Annotated in this window: 16 protein-coding genes, 1 tRNA gene and 9 pseudogenes; 13 read left to right on the top strand and 13 right to left on the bottom strand. The window is 68.7% G+C overall.

Annotated elements, in window-relative coordinates; genetic code table 11:
* Positions 1 to 68 precede the first annotated feature (68 nt).
* The gene (locus ACIGYR_RS33645; protein WP_399607580.1) at positions 69 to 773 is read right to left on the bottom strand and encodes a TetR family transcriptional regulator; all 705 of its coding nucleotides are present in this window, start codon (positions 771 to 773) and stop codon (positions 69 to 71) included.
* Positions 774 to 1,495: 722 nt separating this feature from the next.
* A complete protein-coding gene (locus ACIGYR_RS33640) occupies positions 1,496 to 2,494 on the bottom strand; it encodes an RNA polymerase sigma factor RpoD/SigA (RefSeq protein WP_391846848.1) in 999 nt (332 codons plus the stop codon).
* Between the two features lie 192 nt (positions 2,495 to 2,686).
* On the opposite strand from ACIGYR_RS33640, the pseudogene ACIGYR_RS33635 reads away from it, so the two are divergent.
* A pseudogene (locus tag ACIGYR_RS33635) lies at positions 2,687 to 2,964 on the top strand (GNAT family N-acetyltransferase); the annotation flags it as partial.
* On the opposite strand, the gene ACIGYR_RS33630 reads toward ACIGYR_RS33635, so the two are convergent.
* Entirely contained in the window at positions 2,953 to 3,744 is a 792-nt protein-coding gene (locus tag ACIGYR_RS33630; protein ID WP_391846846.1) for a dioxygenase, read from the bottom strand. The pseudogene ACIGYR_RS33635 and the gene ACIGYR_RS33630 overlap by 12 nt on opposite strands.
* Before the next feature lie 105 nt (positions 3,745 to 3,849).
* Between ACIGYR_RS33630 and ACIGYR_RS33625 the strand changes: the two genes are divergently transcribed.
* Entirely contained in the window at positions 3,850 to 4,359 is a 510-nt protein-coding gene (locus tag ACIGYR_RS33625) for a MarR family winged helix-turn-helix transcriptional regulator (protein WP_391846845.1), read from the top strand.
* A gap of 63 nt (positions 4,360 to 4,422) precedes the next feature.
* On the opposite strand, the gene ACIGYR_RS33620 is transcribed toward ACIGYR_RS33625, so the two are convergent.
* Together ACIGYR_RS33620 and ACIGYR_RS33615 are read right to left on the bottom strand one after the other, a co-directional pair.
* Positions 4,423 to 5,961, bottom strand: coding sequence for an MFS transporter (locus tag ACIGYR_RS33620; RefSeq protein ID WP_391846843.1), 1,539 nt, complete (start codon positions 5,959 to 5,961; stop codon positions 4,423 to 4,425).
* A gap of 229 nt (positions 5,962 to 6,190) precedes the next feature.
* Positions 6,191 to 6,838, bottom strand: coding sequence for a TetR/AcrR family transcriptional regulator (locus tag ACIGYR_RS33615; RefSeq protein WP_391846841.1), 648 nt, complete (start codon positions 6,836 to 6,838; stop codon positions 6,191 to 6,193).
* Positions 6,839 to 7,114: 276 nt separating this feature from the next.
* On the opposite strand from ACIGYR_RS33615, the gene ACIGYR_RS33610 reads away from it, so the two are divergent.
* The 3 genes and pseudogenes from ACIGYR_RS33610 (at position 7,115) to ACIGYR_RS33600 (ending at position 10,626) form a co-directional block, all read left to right on the top strand.
* Positions 7,115 to 8,392, top strand: a complete 1,278-nt coding sequence (locus ACIGYR_RS33610) for a M6 family metalloprotease domain-containing protein (protein WP_391846839.1) — start codon at positions 7,115 to 7,117, stop codon at positions 8,390 to 8,392.
* 327 nt (positions 8,393 to 8,719) lie between these two features.
* Positions 8,720 to 10,470: pseudogene (locus ACIGYR_RS33605) on the top strand (IclR family transcriptional regulator C-terminal domain-containing protein).
* 80 nt (positions 10,471 to 10,550) lie between these two features.
* Positions 10,551 to 10,626 (top strand) — tRNA-Arg (locus ACIGYR_RS33600).
* Positions 10,627 to 10,694: 68 nt separating this feature from the next.
* On the opposite strand, the pseudogene ACIGYR_RS33595 reads toward ACIGYR_RS33600, so the two are convergent.
* From ACIGYR_RS33595 to ACIGYR_RS33585, 3 genes and pseudogenes are all read right to left on the bottom strand, one after another.
* Positions 10,695 to 11,845, bottom strand: a pseudogene (locus ACIGYR_RS33595) (tyrosine-type recombinase/integrase).
* Positions 11,845 to 12,027 (bottom strand): helix-turn-helix domain-containing protein, encoded by a 183-nt coding sequence (locus ACIGYR_RS33590; protein ID WP_399607532.1) that lies wholly within the window; start codon positions 12,025 to 12,027, stop codon positions 11,845 to 11,847. The pseudogene ACIGYR_RS33595 and the gene ACIGYR_RS33590 overlap by 1 nt, the downstream one beginning before the upstream one ends.
* Positions 12,020 to 12,787, bottom strand: a pseudogene (locus ACIGYR_RS33585) (replication initiator); the annotation flags it as partial. The pseudogene ACIGYR_RS33585 and the gene ACIGYR_RS33590, both read right to left, overlap by 8 nt.
* 26 nt (positions 12,788 to 12,813) lie before the next feature.
* Between ACIGYR_RS33585 and ACIGYR_RS33580 the strand changes: the two are divergent.
* Together ACIGYR_RS33580 and ACIGYR_RS33575 are read left to right on the top strand one after the other, a co-directional pair.
* Positions 12,814 to 12,888: pseudogene (locus ACIGYR_RS33580) on the top strand (ATP-binding protein); the annotation flags it as partial.
* A 47-nt stretch (positions 12,889 to 12,935) separates the two neighbouring features.
* Positions 12,936 to 13,325, top strand: a complete 390-nt coding sequence (locus ACIGYR_RS33575; protein WP_399607533.1) for a hypothetical protein — start codon at positions 12,936 to 12,938, stop codon at positions 13,323 to 13,325.
* Between the two features lie 86 nt (positions 13,326 to 13,411).
* Here the strand turns inward: ACIGYR_RS33575 and ACIGYR_RS33570 are convergent, their stop codons facing one another.
* Positions 13,412 to 13,942, bottom strand: coding sequence for a hypothetical protein (locus tag ACIGYR_RS33570; protein WP_399607535.1), 531 nt, complete (start codon positions 13,940 to 13,942; stop codon positions 13,412 to 13,414).
* Positions 13,891 to 14,238 carry a hypothetical protein gene (locus ACIGYR_RS33565; protein ID WP_399607538.1) on the bottom strand — a complete coding sequence of 116 codons (348 nt, stop codon included), beginning with the start codon at positions 14,236 to 14,238 and terminating at the stop codon, positions 13,891 to 13,893. Before ACIGYR_RS33565 ends, ACIGYR_RS33570 begins: the two co-directional genes overlap by 52 nt.
* Before the next feature lie 991 nt (positions 14,239 to 15,229).
* Between ACIGYR_RS33565 and ACIGYR_RS33560 the strand changes: the two genes are divergently transcribed.
* Both ACIGYR_RS33560 and ACIGYR_RS33555 read left to right on the top strand, forming a co-directional pair.
* Positions 15,230 to 15,718, top strand: a complete 489-nt coding sequence (locus ACIGYR_RS33560; protein ID WP_399607540.1) for a hypothetical protein — start codon at positions 15,230 to 15,232, stop codon at positions 15,716 to 15,718.
* Positions 15,719 to 15,779: 61 nt separating this feature from the next.
* Positions 15,780 to 16,372, top strand: a pseudogene (locus tag ACIGYR_RS33555) (IS5 family transposase); the annotation flags it as partial.
* A gap of 161 nt (positions 16,373 to 16,533) precedes the next feature.
* Here the strand turns inward: ACIGYR_RS33555 and ACIGYR_RS33550 are convergent.
* Positions 16,534 to 17,283 carry an SDR family NAD(P)-dependent oxidoreductase gene (locus tag ACIGYR_RS33550; RefSeq protein ID WP_399607542.1) on the bottom strand — a complete coding sequence of 250 codons (750 nt, stop codon included), beginning with the start codon at positions 17,281 to 17,283 and terminating at the stop codon, positions 16,534 to 16,536.
* A gap of 123 nt (positions 17,284 to 17,406) precedes the next feature.
* Between ACIGYR_RS33550 and ACIGYR_RS33545 the strand changes: the two genes are divergently transcribed.
* From ACIGYR_RS33545 to ACIGYR_RS33535, 3 genes and pseudogenes are all read left to right on the top strand, one after another.
* Entirely contained in the window at positions 17,407 to 17,841 is a 435-nt protein-coding gene (locus tag ACIGYR_RS33545; protein ID WP_399607545.1) for an Rrf2 family transcriptional regulator, read from the top strand.
* 185 nt (positions 17,842 to 18,026) lie between these two features.
* Positions 18,027 to 18,835: pseudogene (locus ACIGYR_RS33540) on the top strand (IS5 family transposase).
* 15 nt (positions 18,836 to 18,850) lie between these two features.
* Positions 18,851 to 19,027: pseudogene (locus tag ACIGYR_RS33535) on the top strand (transposase); the annotation flags it as partial.
* A 166-nt stretch (positions 19,028 to 19,193) separates the two neighbouring features.
* On the opposite strand, the gene ACIGYR_RS33530 reads toward ACIGYR_RS33535, so the two are convergent.
* A complete protein-coding gene (locus ACIGYR_RS33530; protein ID WP_399607547.1) occupies positions 19,194 to 19,973 on the bottom strand; it encodes a pentapeptide repeat-containing protein in 780 nt (259 codons plus the stop codon).
* A gap of 178 nt (positions 19,974 to 20,151) precedes the next feature.
* Positions 20,152 to 20,295 (bottom strand): annotated as a pseudogene (locus ACIGYR_RS33525) (IS5/IS1182 family transposase); the annotation flags it as partial.
* A 1,541-nt stretch (positions 20,296 to 21,836) separates the two neighbouring features.
* On the opposite strand from ACIGYR_RS33525, the gene ACIGYR_RS33520 reads away from it, so the two are divergent.
* Positions 21,837 to 22,364 (top strand): hypothetical protein, encoded by a 528-nt coding sequence (locus ACIGYR_RS33520; RefSeq protein WP_399607549.1) that lies wholly within the window; start codon positions 21,837 to 21,839, stop codon positions 22,362 to 22,364.
* The last annotated feature ends 362 nt before the right edge of the window (positions 22,365 to 22,726 follow it).

The raw sequence follows: 22,726 nt of genomic DNA, 5'->3' as shown, positions 1-22,726 counted from the left end.
TTCCGGGCGCGGAGATGCCGGGCGGGGGGTTCAGGGGCGCCGGGGCGTGGGGTCCGCCTCCCTCCACGTCAGCCTTGGCGCCCGGGCTCCCCACCGGGTGCGCCCCATGCGAAGTCCCGCAGGGCGCGCAGGTTGCGTACGGCCAGGGCCGCGGGGCTTTCCGGGCCGGTGGGCAAGGTCGTCGTGGCGGCCCAGGACTCCACGGCCACCCGCACGGCGGCACCGGCCACGGCCGCGGCGAAACGGAGGTCCGGACCGGGCCGTGCCGGGTCGGTGATCCGTGCCGGGTCCGGAGTGGGCCGTGCCGGGTCCGGACTGGGCCGTGCCGGGTCCGGGGTGGGACCCGACGCTTCGGAGGTGGGCCGTCCCGAGGTCCCCTCTCTCGCCGCGAGGATCTCCGCCAGCGCGCCTTCCGACGCCTGGCACACCTCCGCCCAGACCTTGCGCAGGGCCGGGCTGGTGTCGGCCAGGCGGATCAGGGTGCGCAGCCATTCCCAGGACGCGGCCGAGACGCCGAGGCCGGGGGTGAGGGTCTGGCTGACGGCGTGTTCCAGAGCCTGTGGGACAGGCAGGTCGGCCGGGGCCGTACGGACCGCTTCGATCCAGCGCTGGGCGCCGGCCGCGTACAGGGGGGCCACCGCCTCCTCCTTGGTGGCGAAGTAGCGGTAGAACGTGCGCGGTGCGATGCCCGCCGCCTGGGCGATGTCCTCGGCTCGGGTCGCCCGCAGGCCCTGCCGGACGAAGAGGGCCGCCGCCGCCCGGGCGATCTCCATCCGGGTCTCGGCCTTCCGTCGCTCGGTGAGGGAGACCGGCGCGGAGGCGGAAAACGGCTGGTGGGCGGCGCTGGGGGTGGTGCTCATCCGGGCAGGCTATGCCCGTGTGGCAGAATCTGCCATCCGGCGGTCCACCCCGGGGTTCAGGTACGGGGTGGGCCGCCGCTCCAACAGGTCCGTGGCCACGCTCATCGAGGTCGGGCGACCGCACCGGGGCCTGGCCTGCCTCCCCGTGAGCAAGGCCGGCCACCTCTCACCGCAGGAGAAAGCCGGGCTCCGGCGCCCGGGGGGGGGTGGGCGCCGAAGCCCGGCTCGGGAAGTCCCGGCGCCGGGGGGGGATTGCGTCGGGACGTGGCTCACGTGGGGTCAGCCGGTGCCGGCCGTCGGCCGGGGTGCGGTGTGTGGGGTGGGGTCGTGCGCATGGGGAGTGCGGTTCGATTTCCGGGGCCCTCTTCTGGGCCCGGAAGGGTTGTTCCCTCGGGCCCAGCGGTTGAAGCGACGGGACAGCGCCATGTTTGCGCCGTCTTTCGCCACCGGGCGTGCGCGGTGCGCCGTCAGACATCGGACACGGCCCACCGCACACGACCCCCGCACCCACGTCCTCGGCCCGACCCCGTCCTCGGCCCGACCCCGTCCTCGGCCCGGGCCGCCCTACGGCGGGAGCCTCAGGGCCTCCACAACCCGCGCCCCCTTCGCTGCGGCGGGCGGCGCCCGAGCCCCCCTTACGCCGCCGCGTCGAACCCGGTGTCGCGCGCCAGCTTCTTCAGTTCGAGAAGGGCGTGCTTCTCGATCTGGCGGATGCGCTCGCGGGTCAGGCCGTGCTCCTTGCCGACTTCGGTCAGGGTGCGCTCGCGGCCGTCATCGATGCCGTACCGCATCTTGATGATGGAGGCCGTGCGCTGGTCCAGGCGGCCGATCAGGTCGTCCAGTTCCTCACTGCGGAGCAGCGTCAGCACCGACTGCTCCGGGGAGACCGCCGAGGTGTCCTCCAGCAGATCGCCGAACTGGGTCTCGCCCTCGTCGTCCACCGGCATGTTCAGGGAGACCGGGTCGCGGGCCCAGTCGAGGACGTCGGTGACGCGCTCCGGCGTGGAGCCCAGCTCGCCGGCGATCTCCGCAGGCTCCGGGTCACGGCCGTGCTCGCGGTTGAACTCGCGCTGGACACGGCGGATGCGGCCCAGTTCCTCCACCAGGTGGACGGGGAGCCGGATCGTGCGGGACTGGTCGGCGATCGAGCGGGTGATGGCCTGACGGATCCACCAGGTGGCGTATGTCGAGAACTTGAAGCCCTTGCGGTAGTCGAACTTCTCGACGGCGCGCACCAGGCCGGCGTTGCCTTCCTGGACCAGGTCCAGCAGAGGCAGACCGCTGCGCGGGTACCGGCGGGCGACCGCGACGACCAGACGCAGGTTGGAGCGGATGAAGACGTCCTTGGCCCGCTCACCGGCGGCTGCCAGGGCCTCCAGCTCCTCACGGGAGGCGTCCGACTTCGACTTCTCCTCGCCGTCGAGGACCTGCTGCGCGAAGACACCCGCCTCGATGGTCTGGGACAGCTCGACCTCCTTTGCGGCGTCGAGCAGCGGCGTACGCGCGATCTCGTCGAGGTACATACCGACCAGGTCGCGGTCTGCGATCTCGCCGCCGTGAGCGCGAACACTGCTTGCCGAGTCGGCCGTCTCGCCGGTGGCGGACTGACGACGGGCGACGGCACGGGTTGCCATGCGTGCTCCCTTGCGATAGTGGGCTCGCGGGTGGTCCTGGTGAACGCTCGGCACTACTGGGATCGTCTCTGGGACTCTCTCCGAGTGCCCGGCATCCGTGGGAAACAACGACTGGAATCCGGACAGAATTCCCAACCCGTCCCCCAATTTTTCTGATCATGCAGTACCCTGTCCGCCACCCTGGGAGGCGAGATGCCGTCGGAATGTACTGAGGTGCAGGTCAGGCAGGGAGTCGAGGGGGAACTCGAAGCCCTCACGGCGATCTACAACCCGCACGTACGTGAGACGGCCATCACATTCGATACCGCGATCTTCACTCGGGAGGAGCGACGCCGTCGGCTGCTCTCCCACCCGGAAGACGGCCCGCACCGGCTGATGGTTGCCACGGGCGCGACCTCACAGGAGATTCCGGGTACGCCACATCGTCCGGAATCACACCGGAGCGCGGCCACCGAAGCTCAGCCGAACTGCACCGACCGCTTCGCCATCCCCATCCAGAACCCGTCGATCACCGACTTCTGCGCGTCCGGCTCGCCGCCCGCCTCCGCCGCGCCCATGGTCACGAACAGCGGGGCGAAGTGTTCGGTGCGCGGGTGGGCGTAGCGGCCGGCCGGGGCCTTGTTCAGGAAGTCGAGCAGCGCGTCCCAGTCACGGGCCTCCAGGGCGCGCCGGCCCCAGTCGTCGAACTCGGACGACCAGGCGGGGACGCCGCCGCCGGTGTACCGCAGCGCGGCGAGGTTGTGGGTGAAGAAGCCGGAACCGACGATCAGTACGCCCTCGTCGCGCAGCGGGGCGAGCTTGCGGCCGATGTCCATGAGGCGGACCGGGTCCAGGGTGGGCAGGGAGATCTGGAGCACGGGGATGTCGGCGTCCGGGTACATCTCGACGAGGGGGACGTAGGCGCCGTGGTCGAGACCCCGGTCGGGGATGTCCTGGACGGGGACGCCGGGGGCTCGCAGCAGCTTGCGGACGGATTCGGCGAGCCCGGGGGCGCCGGGGGCGGCGTACCGGACCCGGTAGTAGTGCTCGGGGAAGCCCCAGAAGTCGTGGACGAGCGGGACGGTCTCGACCGCGCCGAGGGCGAGCGGGGCTTCTTCCCAGTGCGCGGAGACCATGAGGATGGCCGCGGGGCGGGGCAGGCCGGCGGACCAGGCGGCGAGCTGGCCGGGCCACACCGGGTCGTCGGCGAGGGGCGGGGCGCCATGACTGAGGTACAGGGCGGGCATGCGCTCCTGGGTGGTGGCGGACATGTCTACGACTCCCGACGACTCAGGTACTTTAACTCTCAAGTTCTATCGAGAACCCTACTCCGCACTTGTTCAAGTTTCAAGGAGATGCCTCGTACAGTGGGACACATGGACACGGCACCGGATTCCGCCGCACGGCACCGCTGGCTCACCGACGAGGAACAGCGCATCTGGCGCTCCTATCTACAGGCCACCACCCTCCTGGAGGACCACCTGGACCGGCAGCTTCAGCGTGACGCGGGCATGCCGCACATCTACTACGGCCTCCTCGTCGGCCTCGCCGAGGCACCGCGCCGCCGGTTGCGGATGACCGAGCTGGCGATGCAGGCGAAAATCACCCGCTCCCGGCTCTCGCACGCCATCGCCCGGCTGGAGAAGAACGGCTGGGTGCGCCGCGAGGACTGCCCCTCCGACAAGCGCGGCCAGTTCGCGGTGCTCACCGAGGAGGGCTTCGAGGTACTGCGGCGCACCGCACCCGGCCATGTGACCGCCGTACGGCAGGCGCTGTTCGAGCGGCTGAGCCCGGAACAGCAGAAGGCCCTCGGCGAGATCATGGAGATCGTCGCCGAGGGCCTCCAGCCCAGTGAAGCGGGTGCGGACCTGCCCTGGCTCCGCTAGACCACCGGGTGGTCCACCGGCCGGGTCACCGAGCGGACCGGCGATGGATCACCGTACGGGCCCTCAGTGGGCCACCACCGGCACCGGCACCTCGTCCTCGGCGCCCTCGCCGGAGATCACGACCGTGGTGTCGGGCCGGCCGGCGTTGACGAAGGTGAACGCGATCAGCGAGGCGAGCGCCAGGATGCCGACGGCGACCCAGATCGCGGCCGTGTAGCCGTGCACCATGCCCTCCAGCTTGACCACCTGCTGCTGCGGCTTGGCGGCGGCAGCGGCGATGTGGTCCTTGATGTACGACGTGGTCGCCGAGGCGGCGATGGTGTTCAGCAGGGCGGTGCCGATCGCGCCGCCCACCTGCTGCGAGGTGTTGACCATCGCGGAGGCGACACCGGCGTCCCGGGGCTCGACACCCTGGGTGGCCAGGGACATCGCGGGCATGAACGCCGTACCCATGCCGAGGCCGAGCAGCAGCATCGCGGGCAGCAGCAGCATGGCGTACGAGGAGTCGATCTCCAGCTGGGTCAGCAGCAGCATGCCGAGCGAGGCGAGGAGGAAGCCGGGGCCCATCAGCAGCCGGGCCGGGACCCGGGTCATCAGCCGGGCACCGATCTGGGTGGAGCCGGTGATCATGCCGGCCACCATCGGCAGGAAGGCGAAACCGGTCTTGACCGGCGAGTAGCCCTTCACGACCTGGAGGTAGTAGGTCAGGAAGAGGAACAGGCCGAACATGCCGATGATCGCGAGACCGAGGGAGAGGTAGATGCCGCCGCGGTTGCGGTCGGTCACCACGCGCAGCGGCAGCAGCGGGGCCTTGACCTTGGACTCCACCAGCACGAAGGCGACAAGCAGCACCACGGAGGCGACGAACATCGACACGGTCAGCGTGTCGCCCCAGCCGTCGGACTCGGCGCGGGTGAAGCCGTACACGAGGGAGACCAGGCCGAGGGTGGACAGGATCACGCCGGGGATGTCGAGCGGGGAGCGGTTGCGTCCGCCCTCCGGCTCCCGGATGACGAAGTAGGCACCGGCCGCGGCGACCACGGCGAACGGGATGTTCACGAAGAAGGTCCAGCGCCAGTCCAGGTACTCGGTGAGGAAGCCGCCGAGGATCAGGCCGACGGCACCGCCGCCGCCCGCGATGGCACCGTAGATGCCGAACGCCTTGGCGCGCTCCTTGCCGTCGGTGAACATCACGGCGAGCAGGGACAGCGCGGCCGGGGCGAGGAGTGCGCCGAAGACGCCCTGGAGGGCGCGGGCGCCGAACATCATCGCGCCGGTGGTGGCGGCACCGCCGAGCGCCGAGGCGGCGGCGAAGCCGGTCAGACCCAGCACGAAGGCGCGCTTGCGGCCCCACAGGTCGGCGATCCGGCCGCCGAAGAGCAGCAGACCGCCGAAGGCGAGGGCGTACGCGGTGACGACCCACTGCCGGTTGCCGTCGGATATGCCGAGGTCGGTCTGGGCGGAGGGGAGGGCGATGTTCACGATGGTGGCGTCCAGGACGACCATCAGCTGGGCGAGCGCGATGAAGACGAGCGCTTTCCAGCGGTTGGCGTCACCGCTCGGTGCGGCGGCGCCGGGAGCCTTGAGGGCTGTTTCGGACATGGAGGTACCCACTTCGGGACTTCGTTGCTTCGCGACGGAAGACGTGACGGACGACGTGACGGACGACGTGGTGGAGAACAGTGGCGGAAGGCGATGACGAAAAATGGCGAGAAAACGGAGTGCGGCGGAAAGCTGAAGAGGCAGGGAGCGGCCGTACGGGCTGCTGGGCCGCCCTGCCATGGGTGGACTGGTCGCGGGAGCTGAACTGATCGGTCGATCGGTCAATCGGTCAGGAGGCGCGCAGCTCCTTGGTGCTGACGGCCCGGCCCGGCAGGGCGGAGCGGGCGGGGGCCCGCAGGCCGTCGAGGAACAGCTGCAGGTGGCGGTGGACGAAGCGGTCGCCGCGAAGGCAGTCCGTGCCGGCCGGGGGCCGGCTCAACTGGCTCACGACGATCAGCAGATCGCCGACGCCGACGTCCGGCCGGAGCTGCCCGGCCTCTTCGGCCCGGCCCATGATCTCTTCCACGAGCCGCTCGATGCGCTCGCGAGAGGCCACCAGGTCGGGGTGGTTCTGATCGAAGGTGCTGGACACCATGGGACACAACGCGCTGATCCGCTCGTCGGCGGCGGCGTGCACGAAGTGCTCCAGGGCGGCGAAGGCGTCCCCGGTCTCCGCGAGGGCCAGCTCGGCCGCCTCGGCCGTCCGGTCCATGACGGAGCAGACGACCTCACGGACGAGGGCGTCACGGTCGGGGAAGTTGCGGTACACCGTGGCGTTGCCGACGCCGGCCCGGCGGGCGATCTCGTCGAGCGGCACGTCCGGGCCGTGCTCGACGAACATCTCCCGGGCGGCGGTGACGATCCGCTCCCGGTTGCGCAGGGCGTCGGCGCGAGGCCGGGACACCTTGCGCACTGCGGGGACCGTCGTGGCGGGCACGGCTGCTCCTTGAGGTGAGGGGGGCGATCCGGGGAACTGGTCCCCGTTTCACTCGGACACAGGGCTAAACGGGGAAGGCGTCCCCGGTTATTTCCCGGCCACCGGAAGAAACCTTGTGACCTGAGACACAATCGCCGTCCGCCGGCTTTCACCCCTTAGCGGACCCGCGTTCCCACCATCGGTCTCCTCCAGCGCGCGCCCGCCGCCCCGTCGACACAGGGTGAGCGCAAGGGTGCAGCCGGAGACGGCGGCTGCCGTGGCGCGAAAGGTCCCTGCATGCAGCCGCAGCCGCCGCCCCGCCGGATACGCCCGCGCCGGGTAGCCGCCCTCGCCCTGGTGACCGCACTGACCCTCGCGGTCAGCACCTCGGCCGGGACCGGACACCTGACGGCGCCCACCACCGCCGGCCCCATCGGCCTGGCCCGCTCCTCCGCACTCGTCCCCTGCATGATCCACAGCGGCGTGGACGTGCAGATGACCGAGGGTTTGCCCACCCCGCCCGGGTACTCCCGCTCCACGGGCACGGTCCGTGCCCTGACCCTGATGGTCGACTTCTCCGACGCGCCCGGCCAGGGCGACGCGATGGACCGCTTCCACGAGTTCTTCCCCCAGACCCAGGACTGGTTCCGCACCGCGTCGTACGGCCGTCTCGACTACCGCCCCGAGACCCCGGTCACCAGTTGGCTGCGCATGCCGAAGCGTTTCCGGGATTACGGCATAGAGCGCGGCGCCCCGTTCGACCCCGGGTACCGGAACCTCGTGCAGGACATCGTGGCCGCCGCCGACCCGAAGGTGAACTTCCGCGACTACGACCTGCTCAACGTGCTCGTCACCCCGAACGCCGGTCCCTCCGCCCTGGACACCGTGCTGTCCGTGACCTTCGCCGGCAACGACGACGCCCCGGTCGCCGACGGCATCCGCATATCCAACGCCTCCTTCGTCTACTCCCGGCAGGACGACGGCTCCGGCTCCTACGACCGCACCGGCTACCGGGTGCTGCCCCACGAGAACGGCCACACCTTCGGCCTGCCCGACCTGTACACGCAGGACGGCGGGGGCGCGGTCGGGCACTGGGACATCATGAGCGAGGACTGGGGGGCCAACAACGACCTGCTCGGCTGGCACAAGTGGAAGCTGGGCTGGCTGGACGGCGGCCAGGTCGGCTGCGCGTCGGCACGGGGCAGCGTGGAGTTCACCCTGTCGCCCCTGTACAAGCCCGGCGGCGGAAAGCTGGTCCTGGTGCCGGTCACGGCGCGCACCACCTACGCGCTGGAGGTCCGCGCGCAGGGCGGCAACGACGAGGCGGTGTGCCGCCCGGGCGTCCTCATCTACCGGATCGACTCCACGGTCGACACCGGCCGCGGCCCGGTCACCGTCTTCGACAGCCGCCGCGCCAGCGGTGGCTGCACCCGCAGCCCCAACGTCCACACGGAACTCTCCGACGCCCCGTTCACCCCCGGAGAAACGTTCAAGGACCCGCGCCACGGCCTCACGGTCAAGGTGCTGAGCACGGACGAGGACGGGAACTACCGGGTTCGGATCACGCGGGGGTGAGGGGCGCGGGGCTCCAGCGGTGCCCAGCAGAGGGCCTCGGCAGACGGTCCCGGTGCCGGCCCGGGTAGACGGCCCGGCGACGGCCCGGGTAGACGGTCCGGGTAGACGGCCCCGGCGGCGGCCGGTCCCGGCAGGCGGCCGGTCCCGACAGACAGTCCCGGTGACGGCCGCGGCGGCGGCTGACTCCGGCCGACGGCCCCGGTGACGGCCGGCCCCAGCAGACAGCCCCGGTGACCGCCCGGCGGCGGCCGGTCCCGGCAGACAGCCCCGGTGACGGCCCCGGTGACGGCTACCGTAGGCGTGCCCCGACGCCGTACCGGAGAGACGATGCCCGCGATGACCGCTGTGGATGCCGGCACGCGTGCAGCCGGGACCGGGACGCCGGTGAAGGCGGTCGGGTCGCCGGCGGAGGCGGTCGGGTCGCCGGCGGAGGCGGTCGGGCCGCTGGTGCGCGGAGTCGGTGTGCTGCGGCGGCTGGCCGAGGCGGGCGGCACGCTGAGTCCGAGCGCGCTTGAGCGGACCACCGGTCTCGCCCGCTCCACCGTGGACCGCGTCACCGCGACCCTGGCCCGCATGGGCTACGTCCGCCTCGACGGCCGGGACGTCGTCCTCACCCCGAGCGTGATGGAGCTGGGCAACGCCTACCTGGCCGCTCTGCGCCTGCCCGCACTGCTGGGCGCCCGCGCCGACGCCCTCGCCGACGAACTGGACGAGTCGGTGTCGCTCGCCGTCGCCGACCGAGACGGCATCCGCTTCATCCACCAGGCCACCCGCCGCCGCGCGCTGTCCGTCGGCTTCCGCATCGGCGACCTGCTGCCGGCCGAACGGACGGCGCCCGGCGCACTGTTCGCCGCCGAGTGGACGGAGGACGACTGGTCCCACTGGCGGACGCGCCGGGCCGCGGACCCCCAGGGCGCCACCTTCCCGGCCGTACCCATGCGCCCCGATCCCGCCGCCGACACCGCCGCGTCGCCCCCGCACCCCGAACCCACCGACGATGGCACCGCCTCCCCCGCCGTACCCTCACACCCCGAACCCATCGCCGACACCGCCTTCCACACGCGGGTGGAGCGGGCCCGGCGGGACGGCTGGGCCCTGGACGAGCAGCTGATCGAGCCGGGCCTGGTCGCGGTGTCCGTCCCGGTACGGGATCCCGGCACCGGCCGGGTGGCCTGCGTGGCGAGCGTGGTCAGCCACACCGGCCGGAACTCGGCGGCGGACCTGCGCACCAGCCTGCTGCCCCGGCTGCGTACGGCGGTGGAGACGATGCAGGGCGACCTGCGCACCGCGCCCCCGCCCCAGCCCGGGCCCGCGCCCGTCGGCCTCGCGACCTGGACGACGGCGTCCAAGCAGGAACTGGGCCGGGATTTCGTGGAGTCACTGGCCCGCGGCCTGACCGTCTGACGGCGTTCGGCGAGGGCCACTCGGCGCTGTCCCTGACGGACGTGGCCCGGGCGACCGGCCTGTCCCGGGCCACCGCCCGCCGGGCACTGCTGACCCACCAGCACCTGGGCCTGGTGGCCGCGCACGACGACCGCACCTTCACCCTCACCCCCCGCGTCCTGGACCTCGGTTTCCCTCCCCTGTCCCGAACGTCACTGTCCCGCCTGGCCGAACCACACCTGCGCGCCCTGGCGGACCAGGTGCAGGAACCCACGGCGCTGGCGGTGCTGACGGATGACGGTACGGAGATCCAGTACACGGCCGGCGCGGCCGCGAGCAGAGTCCTGACCGTGCACATCACTGTGGGCACACGGCTGCCGGCCACCGCGACCTCACTGGGCCGCGTCCTCCTGGCGGACACCGACGCCCCTCCGTCTCCCCGTCTCGCCGCCGTACGGTCCCAGGGCTATGCCTTGGCCGACGAGGAACTGGAGTCGGGCCTGCGGTCCATCGCCGTACCGGTACGGGACCGGACGGGCCGCACGGTCGCCGCACTGAACGTGGCCACGCACGCGGCCCGCCGCACCCTGGAGGACTGCGTGCGGGACCTGCTCCCCGCTCTGCGCGCGACGGCCGACCGCATCCAGAAGGACCTCCACACCACGTCCCGCTTCACTCCCGTCCCCCCGTCCTGATCTTCCGCCCCGGCCCCCACCCCACCCACGCCCTGATCCGGTACCCTGTGGACCGAGCGCCCACCAGGACGCCGACCCACGCCTTCGTAGCTCAGGGGATAGAGCACCGCTCTCCTAAAGCGGGTGTCGCAGGTTCGAATCCTGCCGGGGGCACCAGCGCAAAGGCCCCGGACCGATCATGGTCCGGGGCCTTTGACATCCACTTCTGACATCAACGCGGGCGGTCACCCGCGCTCTGGTCGCCTCTTCCGCAGCAGCCGGTCCATGTGGCTCATGGCTTCGCGCTGCGTGTCCTGGACGACGTGGGTGTAGACGTCCATGGTGATGCTGATCTGCGAGTGGCCCAGGATCTCCATCACAACGCGCGGCGCGACGCCGGCCGCAGTGAGGAGCGTGGCCGTGCCGTGGCGGGCGTCGTGCAGCCGGATCACGCGGAGGCCAGCGGCCTGGGCTACGCGGGTGAAGGAGCGGTAGAGGTTGCGCGGCTCGACGGGCCGGCCGGTCCGGGTAGCGAAGACGTAGTCCGACTCCTGCCACCTCTCCCCCGCCTTGGCGCGGGTGTCCTCCTGGCGCATACGGTGCCACCGCAGGGGCGCGATGCAGAGAGCAGGCAGCGGGACGGCTCGACGGCGCCGGCTCTTGGGGTCGTCGTCGTAGAACCGCGGCGCCGCTGGACCTGGTGGCGGACGTAGAGAACCCGGTTGTCGAGGTCGACGTCCGACCAGCGAAGACCGACGATCTCCCCTCGGCGGAGGCCCATGGCGATGGCCAGGACGAAGGCCGCGTAGAGCGGGTCCTTGCGGGAGGCAGCGAGGAAGTCGAGCGTCTCGTTGAGGGTCCAGGGATGCAGGTCGGGCGTGTCCGTTCGGGGCGGCTCGACGAGTTTGGCGACGTTCCGCGTGATCAGTTCCTCCCGGCAGGCCGAGGACAGGGCCGAGCGCAGAACACGGTGCGATTCCTTGGCGGTTGCGGAGGTCGTCTCCTTCTCCAGGCGCACAAGGAAGCGCCGGACGTCCGCGACGTTGAGGGATTCGAGTCGCTTGGTGCCCAGGAGCGGAATCAGGTAGAGGCGGACGTGTGCCTCGTACTTGTCGAAGGTGCTGAGCTTCCGGCGGGGCTTGATGACATTGTCCAGCCAGTACGGCAGCCACTCGGAAAGCTTGGCGGACTTGGTGGGCACGGGGACTCCCTGATCGACCTTGTCGAGCAGCTCACGGCGCTTGGCGTCGCACTCCGCCCACGTCTTGCCATAGGCGAACTTACGGGCGCGAGTGCCGTCCGGTTGGAGCACATAGACCGCACACTGAAAGCGGCCGTCCTTTCGCTTGGTGATGGTGCCTGCCCCGTTGGGGTTGCGCTTGCGTTGCTGGGCCATCAGGCGGCCGCCTCCAGTTCGTTGGTGATGTATTCGCGGACGGCCCGCGCGGGAATGCGGCGGCACCGGCCGATGGTGATCGAGGGCAGACGACGGGAGCGGATGAGGTCGTAGACCGTGGAGCGGCCGAGCTTGAGCCGCCTCATCACGTCCGGCACCGTCAGCAGTTCCTCGTCATGCACGTGTGGGTTCTCCTTCCGTTCCGGGAGCGGGTTCGAGGGATGCGGCGAGCCAGGCTTCGGCGTCGGAGAGGCCGGTGCCGGCGAAAACCCAATGGGCGAGGACGTAGGTCGTCTCGGTGGTGGGTCCGTTCGCGCCTGCCTGCGCGCGGCGCCATTTGGCGCGGGCGTCGCGGAGGGCGCCGAGGGTGGTGGAGTAGCGGCGGGACTTGGTGGAGAAGTGGCCGCGGAATCCGAGCATGTGGGCCCAGGCGCGCAGGCGGAGGTGTTCGAGGTCCTTGCGGGCGCCAAGGGTCCAGGCGGTTCGGATGAGGCGGCGGGCGTGGTCGCTGATGTCGAGCTGGGCGAGTTCGGCGGCGAACTTGAGTGGGCGGTCGAGGGCGCCCGTCGCGGTCTCGGCTCCCTTGGTGGCGTACTTGGCGATGTAGGCGGCTACGGCGCGTTCGGTGAGCTCCTGGCCGTCGTTGAAGTCGGCGGATCGGATGGTGCGGACGTCGAGTTGGCGGCCGAAGGCGAAGGTGTGGGACCGGTCGTCGACGGTCGGGCCGTCGACCCGGACCTTGGACGCGGCAGCGCTGATGGTGTCGGTCAGCAGTTCGGCGGTGGCCCAGGCCGGGGGCGGAGTCTCGCCGCCGCCGGGGCCGTCGAGGCGTATGACCGCGTGGAAGTGGACGGCGCCGCGCTTCTGGTACTCGGCGACCTTGGCGAAGGAGACGCGGGCGTGGTCGCGCAGTCGCCGTTGGGTCAGGCCCGCGCGCTTGGAGCCGGGCCCGCCGATGGACCCGTGACATCCTGCGCGGCTCCCCCTTAGCCGAAGACGCCGAACTGATCGTGAGCGAGCTGAGCGCGAACGCGATCCTCCACATGGTCACCGCGGAGCTGTACGCAGAAGCACTGCGGGGAGGTCACCCGTGCTGAGTCAGGAAACCCGCCGCGGCTTCTGGTGCGAGTGCTGGACAGAAGACCTCACCGAGCGGCGGGGGCCGGCACTCCTGGCATCCTTCGATGCCTACTCGGCACCACAGGCCGACCGATGGGTGGCGGTCGCACTCCGCACGATCTCACCGGCCTTGGACCCGGACGCTTCCGACGAGGCGTGGGAGTGGCTGCACGACGGCCGCGCAGAGACCAGACGAGCCCTACTGCGCTCGGAGCCTTGCACGGTGTCAGTCACACACGCCGGCACGCGCGTCACTTGGACCGTCCGACCGGTGACCTACCTACCGCTTGCTCACCGGGCAGAGCTCCCGCCCTGCGCCTATGAGTTCAGGCCCAGACCCAGGGTGTCCCCACTCAGCTGACGCCGAAGGCCAGGCCTCGTACCTGGAGCCGGGCCTCAGGCATGCTCAGGTACATGAGCCGATTCCAGGGGCTTATACGGCCGAGTTCACGCAAGACCGGCGAGGGGAGCGCTGGGTTGCCAGGAGACGGGCAGGACAACATCGACGCCGTCACGGCGGCCCAGGGGCAGCAGTCGGCTCATGGTGGTGTCGAGGTCGTCGAGCAGGTAGGGCATGGGGCGCAGTGGCCGGTCGAGGCCGAGGAAGAAGTCGTCCCAGTGCACCAGGATGACCCGCTTGGCCCCGGTCGCGGTCACGACCTCGTCCCAGTAGGTGTGCAGGAACTCGGCGGGCTGTTTACCCAGCATGCCGACACCTAGGTAGATGACGTCGGCGTGGTGACCGCGCAGCGCGCCGGGCCGGTAGTTGGCGCTGGCTTGCAGCAGTACGCGGCCGGCGGGGTGGGTGACGAGCACGGAGTAGGCGGTGCCGGTCTTCCAGGCACCGGCGCGGGCCGGCGGGATCAAGGGCTGATCGACGGTACCGGGGTAGTGGTCGCCCGGGCTGTGCACGGAGTCCAGGAAGGTCAGCGTGAAGCTGCCGTAGGTCGCGGTATCGCCGTCGCCGACCACCCGCAAGGACGACTCGGGACCCCGAGGCCGCGCCCGATGTTGGCGGTGGACTCCGACCCGACCAGCTCGGCGCCGGTCTCCAGCGCCCACACCGGTGCGTCGAGGGCGTGGTCGTAGTGGGAATGCGCGCACACCACAGCGGCGAGGGTGTCCACCCGCAGGCGCTCGATGGCGGCACGGACCAGCGCTCGGTTCGGGGCGATCTTGCCCATGCCTACTCGCAGCATCCCCGGCCGGGTGACGAACCCGTCGCTGAGCACCGATGTCTGCCCGTCCGACAGCAGCACTGAACTGGTGCCCAAGAAATGAGCACTCAGCCCCCCACGGTGCGCTGCAGTGCGCTGCTGGTAAGACAGGTAGGGCCGCAGACTGGGACGACCGATCGGCACCTTCATACGAGCATCCTCGAACCCCAGGGGCAGGAGTGCCACCTCCGGACCTCGTGTGCCCTCTCACAAACGGTCCATCCTGCAAAGCCCGTTCAGCACGGCTGGTGAGCCGCCGCGGGGCCCGGGCATCCTCTCGCAGCTCGTTCCCACTCATGCCTAGTGGCTCGACCATGCTCAACTGCACCAGCACGGCCCCGGCCCTCCCTGCACGCGGATACGACGCGCACAGCCAAGCGGAGGCAAGCGGTGTCAAGCATCAGGTGAAGCCACAACGTCAAGCATCAACCGAGACAAGACAAGGGACGATCGGTGGGGTGCGGTAGAACTTTCCCTACTTCATCAAGAGCCCGCGCAGGGCGCGGGCGCGCGCCGCCTCTGGGGCGAGTGGTGGGTGCAAAGGCGCATGATGCTGGCGCGTTGAGGAACCGCCAGGTTCGGCACATGCGTCCTCGCCAGAACAACGTCACGCAACTACATCAAGAAGGCAGGGCATGGAACCGGATCCCTCGATTTGGGAGTTGCTGTTCACGTTCCTCATCGTGGGGTCGTCGCCATTGTGAGAATGTCGTTGATCGTGGTCCCAATCATCGGGGCCGGGATCTGGACTGTGTCGCGAGTGCGCCGGCGACGTAGCCGCGACCGTTAGTCCAGCACCGTTGCAGCCGTGCCCCACTCGTGCCCGATCAGACGGAGAACTGCGGGTATCCACGGGGACAGACAGCAGGATCGCCGCCGGATCGCCCCACCGCCTTCCCGGTCACCTGAGTTGCGCGCTTCTAGGTGATAGACCAACCTGAATACTGGTACGTGCGGTCTCTGAATCCTCTGGCTGCAAAGTACGCTGAGCTGGGTGCGTACCGGCCGACTTCTTCCCGAACCCCAACTGGTCGAATGGAATTGCGCCATGGCCGAAAAGCAGATTGTGTACCTTCGCTGCAACGGTGACGGCGTCGGTGATCGCTACCTAAATGCCAATCCAGGATCTGACGAACACCCAGCAGATAACCCTGAAAAGGTGTTCCTGGGAGGCAAAACAGGTAAGGGCGGCCTGTGGCTGCTCACCCCGCTCGGAAGTGGCAATTACACGATCTACTGCCTAGCAGACCAGGATTTTCACGACATAATCTTTGGCTCTAACGAGCCGCGATTCCTCGACGGAAACACCTCCACCGGCGAGGTAAAGCTCGTCTATACCACCGATCCCCCATTCACGGGAACCAGATGGCATGTATCGGTGACGGACGATTACACCACCGTGAAGTGTCTTGGCGCGGGCGCGGCAGCTGGTTCGCCGACGTGGCTCGATGGCTGGGTGGACCAAGGGTCTGTGCAGCTGAGGGCGGACGAACCCACAGGGACCCGGTGGGCCATCGAGGATTATGTCCCCGAGTGATTGGCCAGACAGGTCCTTAGACGCCATTTCAGTTGGCGTGATCTTGCGGCAGTCTGAGGTGATGACTGCTGCGCTTGTCGAACGGATGGCGCCGGAAGATCTGTGGGAGCTCTTCCAGCGGGTGGTTCCGCCGGCGCCGGAACGCCCGCAGGGCGGAGGAGCCCGTCGGAGAGGGAACCGTGAGGTGCTGGCCGCGATCATGTTCGTGGCTACCTCGGGATGCACCTGGAACCAGCTGCCACCGGGCTTCGGGCTGTCGGGAGTGACTGCCTTCCGCCGGTTCACCGAATGGACCGAGGCTAGGGTGTGGGCCAAGCTTCACCGCCTGGTCCTGGACGAACTCGGTTCCCGCGGTGAGCTGGACTGGTCACGATGCGCGATCGACTCCGTCAGCGTCCGGGCCCTCAAAGGGGGCAGCTGACGGGACCGAATCCGACCGACCGCGGCAAGAAGGGATCGAAAATCCACCTCATCGTCGACCGCCGCGGCATACCCCTCTCGATCGGCATCTCCGCCGCGAACCTCCACGACAGCCAGGCCCTCATCCCGCTCGTCCGCGGCATCCCACCCATCCGCTCACATCGTGGCCCCCGACGCCGACGGCCCGGCAAGCTGCACGGAGACAAGGGCTACGACTATCAGCACCTACGACGGTGACTGTCCTCCCGCGGCATTCGGCACCGCATCGCCCGCAAAGAGCTCATAACACGATCACGATCCGGGCTTCTTGAGGTGTGTTCACGCACACGCGGGTCGTTGGCGGTGCGCGCCCCGAAGGCGCGATGTCCTTCGGAGCGCGCGGCAGGGGTTCGGGTTCAGGCGTTGTAGCCGCCGTGGGCGTCCAGCACTGCGCCCGTGACGTACGACGCGGCGGGGCTCGCCAGGAAGGCGATCGCCGCGGCGATTTCGTCGGGGTGCCCCATGCGTTGCAGGGACAGCGAGCTGACCAGGGCCTTGAGGGTCTCGGGGTCCGGCGGTTGCATGCCGCCCTCCATCAGTCCGGCCTCCACGACGTTGGCCGTGATGTTCCGGGGCCCGAGGTCGCGTGCGACGCCCATGGTGTACCTCTCGATCCCGGACTTGGTCGCCGAGTAGTCGGCAAGGCCGGGGGCGCCGACCCGGGAGCCTAGTCCGGAACTCACTGTGATGATGCGGCCGCCCGCGCGCAGCACTCGGGAGGCGGCCCGGATGACGGCGATCACGCCGAGGTAGTTGGTGGCGTGCATCCGGTCCAGTGCGGCGGTGTCGGCATCCGGGTCGTCCACCGTGCCAGCCACGGAGATCGCCGCGTTGTTGACGAGGATGTCCAGGCCGCCGAAGTGCGCGACCACGTCGTCGATCAGCGCCGGCGCCCGGCTCGTGTCCGCCTGGTCGGACTGGAAGGCGACGGCCTTGGCTCCCTTGCCGTGCACCTCGTCGACGACGGCCTGCGCCTGTTTCTCGGAGCTGACGTAGGTGAAGGCGACGTCGGCGCCCTGCTCGGCCAGCAGTCGTACGGTCGCGGCTCCCAGTCCGCGCGACCCCCCGGTGACCAGGGCGATCTTGCCCGTGAGTGGCTTGCTCATTCTTCTCACCTCGTTGATTGACCCTTCCCGGCAGTCGCAACGTTAATTGTTACGACAGGCTGTTGCAACCTTCACTGTTACGACTGCCGTAACATGAAGCGTTGCGGCCGAGAGGAGGAGTCCATGAGCGCCAACAGCAGGCTGACCATCGCCGCCCACGCGCTGGCCTGGATCGGCCTCTACCAGCGCCAGGGCCATGAGGTCGCCACCTCCGAGCAGATCGCGACCAGCGCGAACACCAACCCAGTGGTGATCAGACGGCTGCTCGGCGAGCTACGCAGGGCCGGGCTCGTGGAGTCCCGGCGGGGCGTGGGCGCGGGCTGGTCGCTGGCACGCGAACTGGAGTCGATGACCCTGCTCGACGTGTACGAGGCAGTGGAACCCGGCCCGCTGTTCGCAATGCACCGCACCACCCCGGATCAGGGATGCGTGGTGGGTCACGGCATCCAGCCGGCGATGCAGAGCATCTACGAGGGCATCGAGAAGACCCTGAGACACGAGCTGGCCCGCGTCACGCTCGCGAACGTACTCCGGGACGTACTCGCGGCACCTCACTAGCCTCCCCGTTACGCCCTGACATCACCAAGACCCCCATCCATGCCCAGGCCGGCGAACAGCCTGGCAACCAGTCACGCCGAAGACCGTTGCGGTATCAGACCGTGTCCTACGAGCTCGTAACTTGATCTTGTTGTAGTGCCCTGGTCCGGCGTGACCGATGTGACGATTCCGCCGTTCGGGAGGATGTGAGCACCCGGCCATGGATCGTGGACGATGACTTGTGGGCGCTGATCGAGCCGCTGCTGCCGCCCTGGCCAGAGAAGTCGCCGGGCCCACGGCCGGTACCGGACCGGCTGTGTCTGCAGGGCATCCTGTACGTCCTCTACAACGACATAGCCTGGCAACTCCTCCCGCTGGAGCTGGGATTCGGCTCGGGACAGACCTGCTGGCGGCGCCTGGACCGCTGGCAGCAGGCCGGAGTCTTCGACCAACTGCACCGCATCCTGCTCGCCGAGCTGAACGCGGCCGGCGAACTCGACTGGTCCCGCGCGTGCGTGGACGGCTCCCACATCCGCGCGAAAAAGGGGGCGCCGACACCGGTCCGTCGCCGGTCGACCGCCGCAAGACGGGCAGCAAACACCACCTGATCTGCGACGGACGCGGCACCCCGCTCTAGGTCATCACCACCGCGGCCAACGTCAACGACGTCACCCAGACCCTCGCCCTGGTCGATGGCATCCCGCCCGTGGCCGGACGGCCCGGGCGGCCACGCCGCCGCCCCGACTCGCTCCTCGGTGACAAGGGCTACGACTCCAACCCCGTCCGCCGAAAGTTGCGCAAGCGGCGGATCCTGCCGGTCATCTCCCGCAAGGGCGCCCCGAACATCAAGGGCCTGGGCAAACTCCGTTACGTCGTGGAGCAGACCCTCGCCCTGCTCCACCAGTTCAAACGCCTTGCCGTCCGTTGGGAACGCCGAACCGAACTCCACAACGCCTTCGTCGCGTTGGCCTGCAGCCTCATCTGCTGGAGACGCCTCAAGAAGGCCCACCCATGATCGTGTTACGAGCTCAAAGGCATCGAATCCTCCCAACGGCTGGGCCGGCACCGCTGGGTCGTGGAACGAACCGTGTCCTGGTTGTCCGGCTGCCGACGCCTCCACCGCCGCTACGAGCGCAAGCCGGAACACTTCCTCGCCTTCACTGCCATCGCCGCGACACTCATATGTCACCGCAAACTCACCGACTGAAATGAGGTCTAGGGTCCATCCCAGCACTGATCCACGCGGACACCGCCGTGTGATGCAAGGCACAATGTTCTTGATCGGCGTCGATTGCCAACCGCCGTCTTGGAGCCGGGATGCAGATGCGAAAGGGCGGGGTCATGACCAAGGGACACGCTTGCCCTGTGCACGCTTAGCATTTGTAGCCGTGTTTCTGTAGGCGAGTCCCACGCGGCAGGCGAGTTTTCGAGTCCACCTTGACATCAAAGAGGGCCACGCCGTCGAGGCTGGCCGAATTCAAATCTGCGCCCCGTAGGTCCGCCCCGAGCATCCGTGACCCACTGAGGTCGGATGCTGACAAGTCTGCACCCTGCAGGTTCACGCAAGCAAGATCGGCATTTTTGATGGAGGATCCAGTAATTTCATCCCCCGAGAGGTTCGCCTCTGACAAATTGGCCCCATCCAGGGAGGAGAGATTAATGACAGATCCATGCATGTCTGCGCCAAGCAGCCAGGCGTCAGTCATGCAGGAACGACTTAAGTCTACTCCGATAAGCTTTGCATCACGCAGGTCGACATTCACGAAGCTGACCCGACCGATATCGACCTTTCCCTCAGATGCGTTGTAACGGCGGCCCAGGACCGAGAGGGCGGCCTGCACGTCAAGGGCCGGGGGAGTTTTTTCGGTGAATTGAGAGCGAGGTGTTGGGCACGTCGCTGGTGCTGGAGCGGCGTGATCTCGCACGTAAGCCGACAAGACTTGGATGATTGTCGACCGGTCGGGTGGAGAGTCACGCATGAGGCGTTCTAGTGCGTAGATTGCGCCTAGGCGAGCATCCGCATCGGAGGAGCCGAGTTGACTGGTAGCGGCAGTGTACCGATCGGTTATCTGTTTTTGCTCAGAAAGGGAAGTTTGTCTAATTGCTTGCCGCACTGATATGCCGGTGAAAATCACGGCAAAAATCGCAGTCATTGCAGTGACTGCGGCTGGCCAATCGCGCCTGGATGACTTTTCTTTATCGCCTCCCGTGCTGCGCTTTATGCGTTTTCGGTATCGATCGATTAGGGCACCCATGTAATCCAGTACACCTGAAACCGGAAACAATTGCTCTGGTTCTACGGCTGAACGGGTGAATCGATCTTCGTAGCCGCTTGGTCTCGGTCCATTCGGTGAACCGGCGGAAGGCAGTCACTCCCGACAGCCCGAAGCCCGGTGGCAGCTGGTTCCAGGTGCATCCCGGGAAGAGCTCCCACAGATCTTCCGGCGCCATCCGTTCGACAAGCGCAGCAGTCATCACCTCAGACTGCCGCAAGATCACGCCAACTGAAATGGCGTCTTTAAGCCGCGAACGGGAGCCGCGCAGGCGCAGATCCCCATCGGCCGGATCCGGTACCCGTCTGAGCCGTCGATGGTGCGCCCGTTGACGGGCCGCATCACGAAAAGCGTAGCTCTGGCGACAAGGGGCGGACTTGACGAGCTTGAAGACCATGGCGAGTTCGGCGGCCACACTGCCGGCGCCTCGGGCGACCGTGGTGCGGAGCCGGACCGGATCGGCTGTGGTCAGCGCACGAGGTCTTGGTGCGTCCCAGCCCGGTCTCGACCAGAACCGCCACAACCCGTGCCACGGTCGCCTCAAGGGCCTGAGATCCGAAGCCCGTCAGCGAGCACGGGAGTTTGTTGTCAGCGCATAGCCCGTCGGGCTGACATCACCAAGTGACATCAACGGCGGCGAACGGTGGTGCACCGAAGCGGCCACAGCCGGATCAGCGAGCGGCCAGCGGGCCCCGTTCCGGCACGCGGCAACGCGCTGCGATCGAACCTACAAGGCAGTGATCGCGCTCTCCGGTGCAGTCATGATCTGTCTATGGATGAGTACGCGTGGCCCACGGGTCCCAGAGTGCCGGCGGCGAACGCCGTTCTGCGGAGCTGGGCGGCAACCGCCGCAGCTCTGCCCATCGGGGCCCGAGTCGCCGGAGAGGTCATCGGGCGCCAGCGCTTCGGGGTCTTCATCCTCCTCAACGGAGTCCCGAACGCGTAGCGCTGGCCGAGATCACGGCGATGCCGCACGGAATGGAGCTGCCCGCCCTCGGGGCCCGCGTCGAGGGGGAGGTCGTCTGGCATGCCGAGCACAATCACCAGGTGAAGGTCAGGCTCGACGAGTGGACGACAACCGTCGAGACCTGTCCCGAGTGCAGCCAGCCCATGAAGTCTGGTGGCCTCGTGCTCTCGCGACGGGACGACGACCAACGGGCGTGCCGGTCGCTGTGGAGGTGCACTGGTGGGCATGTCTGGTGGAGGTGGGCCGATCGGCAAGACGAGTCCTGGGAGGCCTGCCCGGCGCCGGAGCTGTTCCGTTGACATCCAACGCTGACATCAACGACCCCGGACGGCGGCGACACACAGCAGCCACGTGCGGCACCGGTGCAGGAGGCGGGGCCCGACCATGCCGAGGGAGATCGAACTTGTAAAGCGGTACTCACGCACGAGCGCCCTCCCGGGCCGTCCTCGGGCCGTGGAAGGGCGCTCAATGGTGACCAACGTCGACAGGTGCCGACAGCTCAGCAGCAGGTCAGGTCGTTGATCGATTCGGCAGCCGCAGGTCACGGCCGCCGGTGATCAGTTGTGGCTGTACTGAGGAGCGAGGAGCCGAATCCACCCCGTGGCCGAATCGCCCCCTTGTGTCCCCTTCATGTCCGTGTCAGACAGTTGGAAGTCGGGCGGTTGGCAGGGGGGTTCATGGCTGTGTTAGGTGATCATGTAGGGGGGCCGTCGGCCTGGGCCGTCGAGCGGTTCGGGCGGCATGCCGGCGAGGTCGCCGCGGGTGTTCCGCTGCAATTGGCCAAGGCGCACGCGAGGGCTCACGCCGCGCACCTGGCAGCAGGTCTGAAGAAGCGGAGCCCCTACGGCGTCGCCTTGGCAGGGCTGGTGCGGGAAAACCTGGCGGAGACAGCGCGAGAGCTGGGGGAGTCCGTACGGGACGTACGCGGGTACGAGTACGCGGTGATCAACGATCACGCGCTGTTCCCGTTCCGGTACGCAGACAGGCCCCGGCCTCTGGACCAAGCCCGTTTGCCCGCCAACGTGTCGCCTACCCGCCGTCGGTTGCTCCGAGCGCACGGGCCGCAGTCCACGGACGGTCTGTTCGAGATCGACGGAGCCCTGGCGACGGACGAGTACCTCGGACTGCACGAAGCCTTCGAGGAGCTGGGGGCCTCCACGAGACTCGTGTGCGTGTTCTTTACTGCGGACGCCGAGAACGGCATCCACGTCATCCACTGGGGAGAGGCCCACCTCGAACCGGACCGCACTTTCACGTGGCCTTACAGGGAACAGCTCCCGGTCGCTCCCATGCCGCTCGAATGAGGGGAAGCGGCGCTGTCGCCTGGTCGCTGCGTCTGCATGGGCCGAGTCCTCGGCCGTCTCTGGGCCGTCCGAGGTCGCTCAACGGCGACCGGTGATGACCACTACCGACAGTCGTAGCAGCCGACAGCCCCAGGTCACCCAATTGGATCTGCGACACTGGTAGAGCCATGCCTAAGCCCGGAGAACTGGCATGAAGCGGCGGCTCGGCTGTACAGCAGCGAAGTACAGCAGCCGCCGCGACCGTAGCCAGCCATCACCGACCACAGACGGGTCTGCTGCACGATCGGGTGACATCTGAACTGGCTTGCCCTGAGGGGCGGGTGGGAAGGATGTCGCTGTGCCCAAGCCCTATCCGGAAGAGT

Source organism: Streptomyces sp. NPDC053076 (assembly GCF_044546845.1).
Classification (GTDB): Bacteria; Actinomycetota; Actinomycetes; order Streptomycetales; family Streptomycetaceae; genus Streptomyces.
The sequence above is the reverse complement of the archived record's forward strand: the minus strand, read 5'-3'. Positions and strand labels throughout refer to the sequence as shown.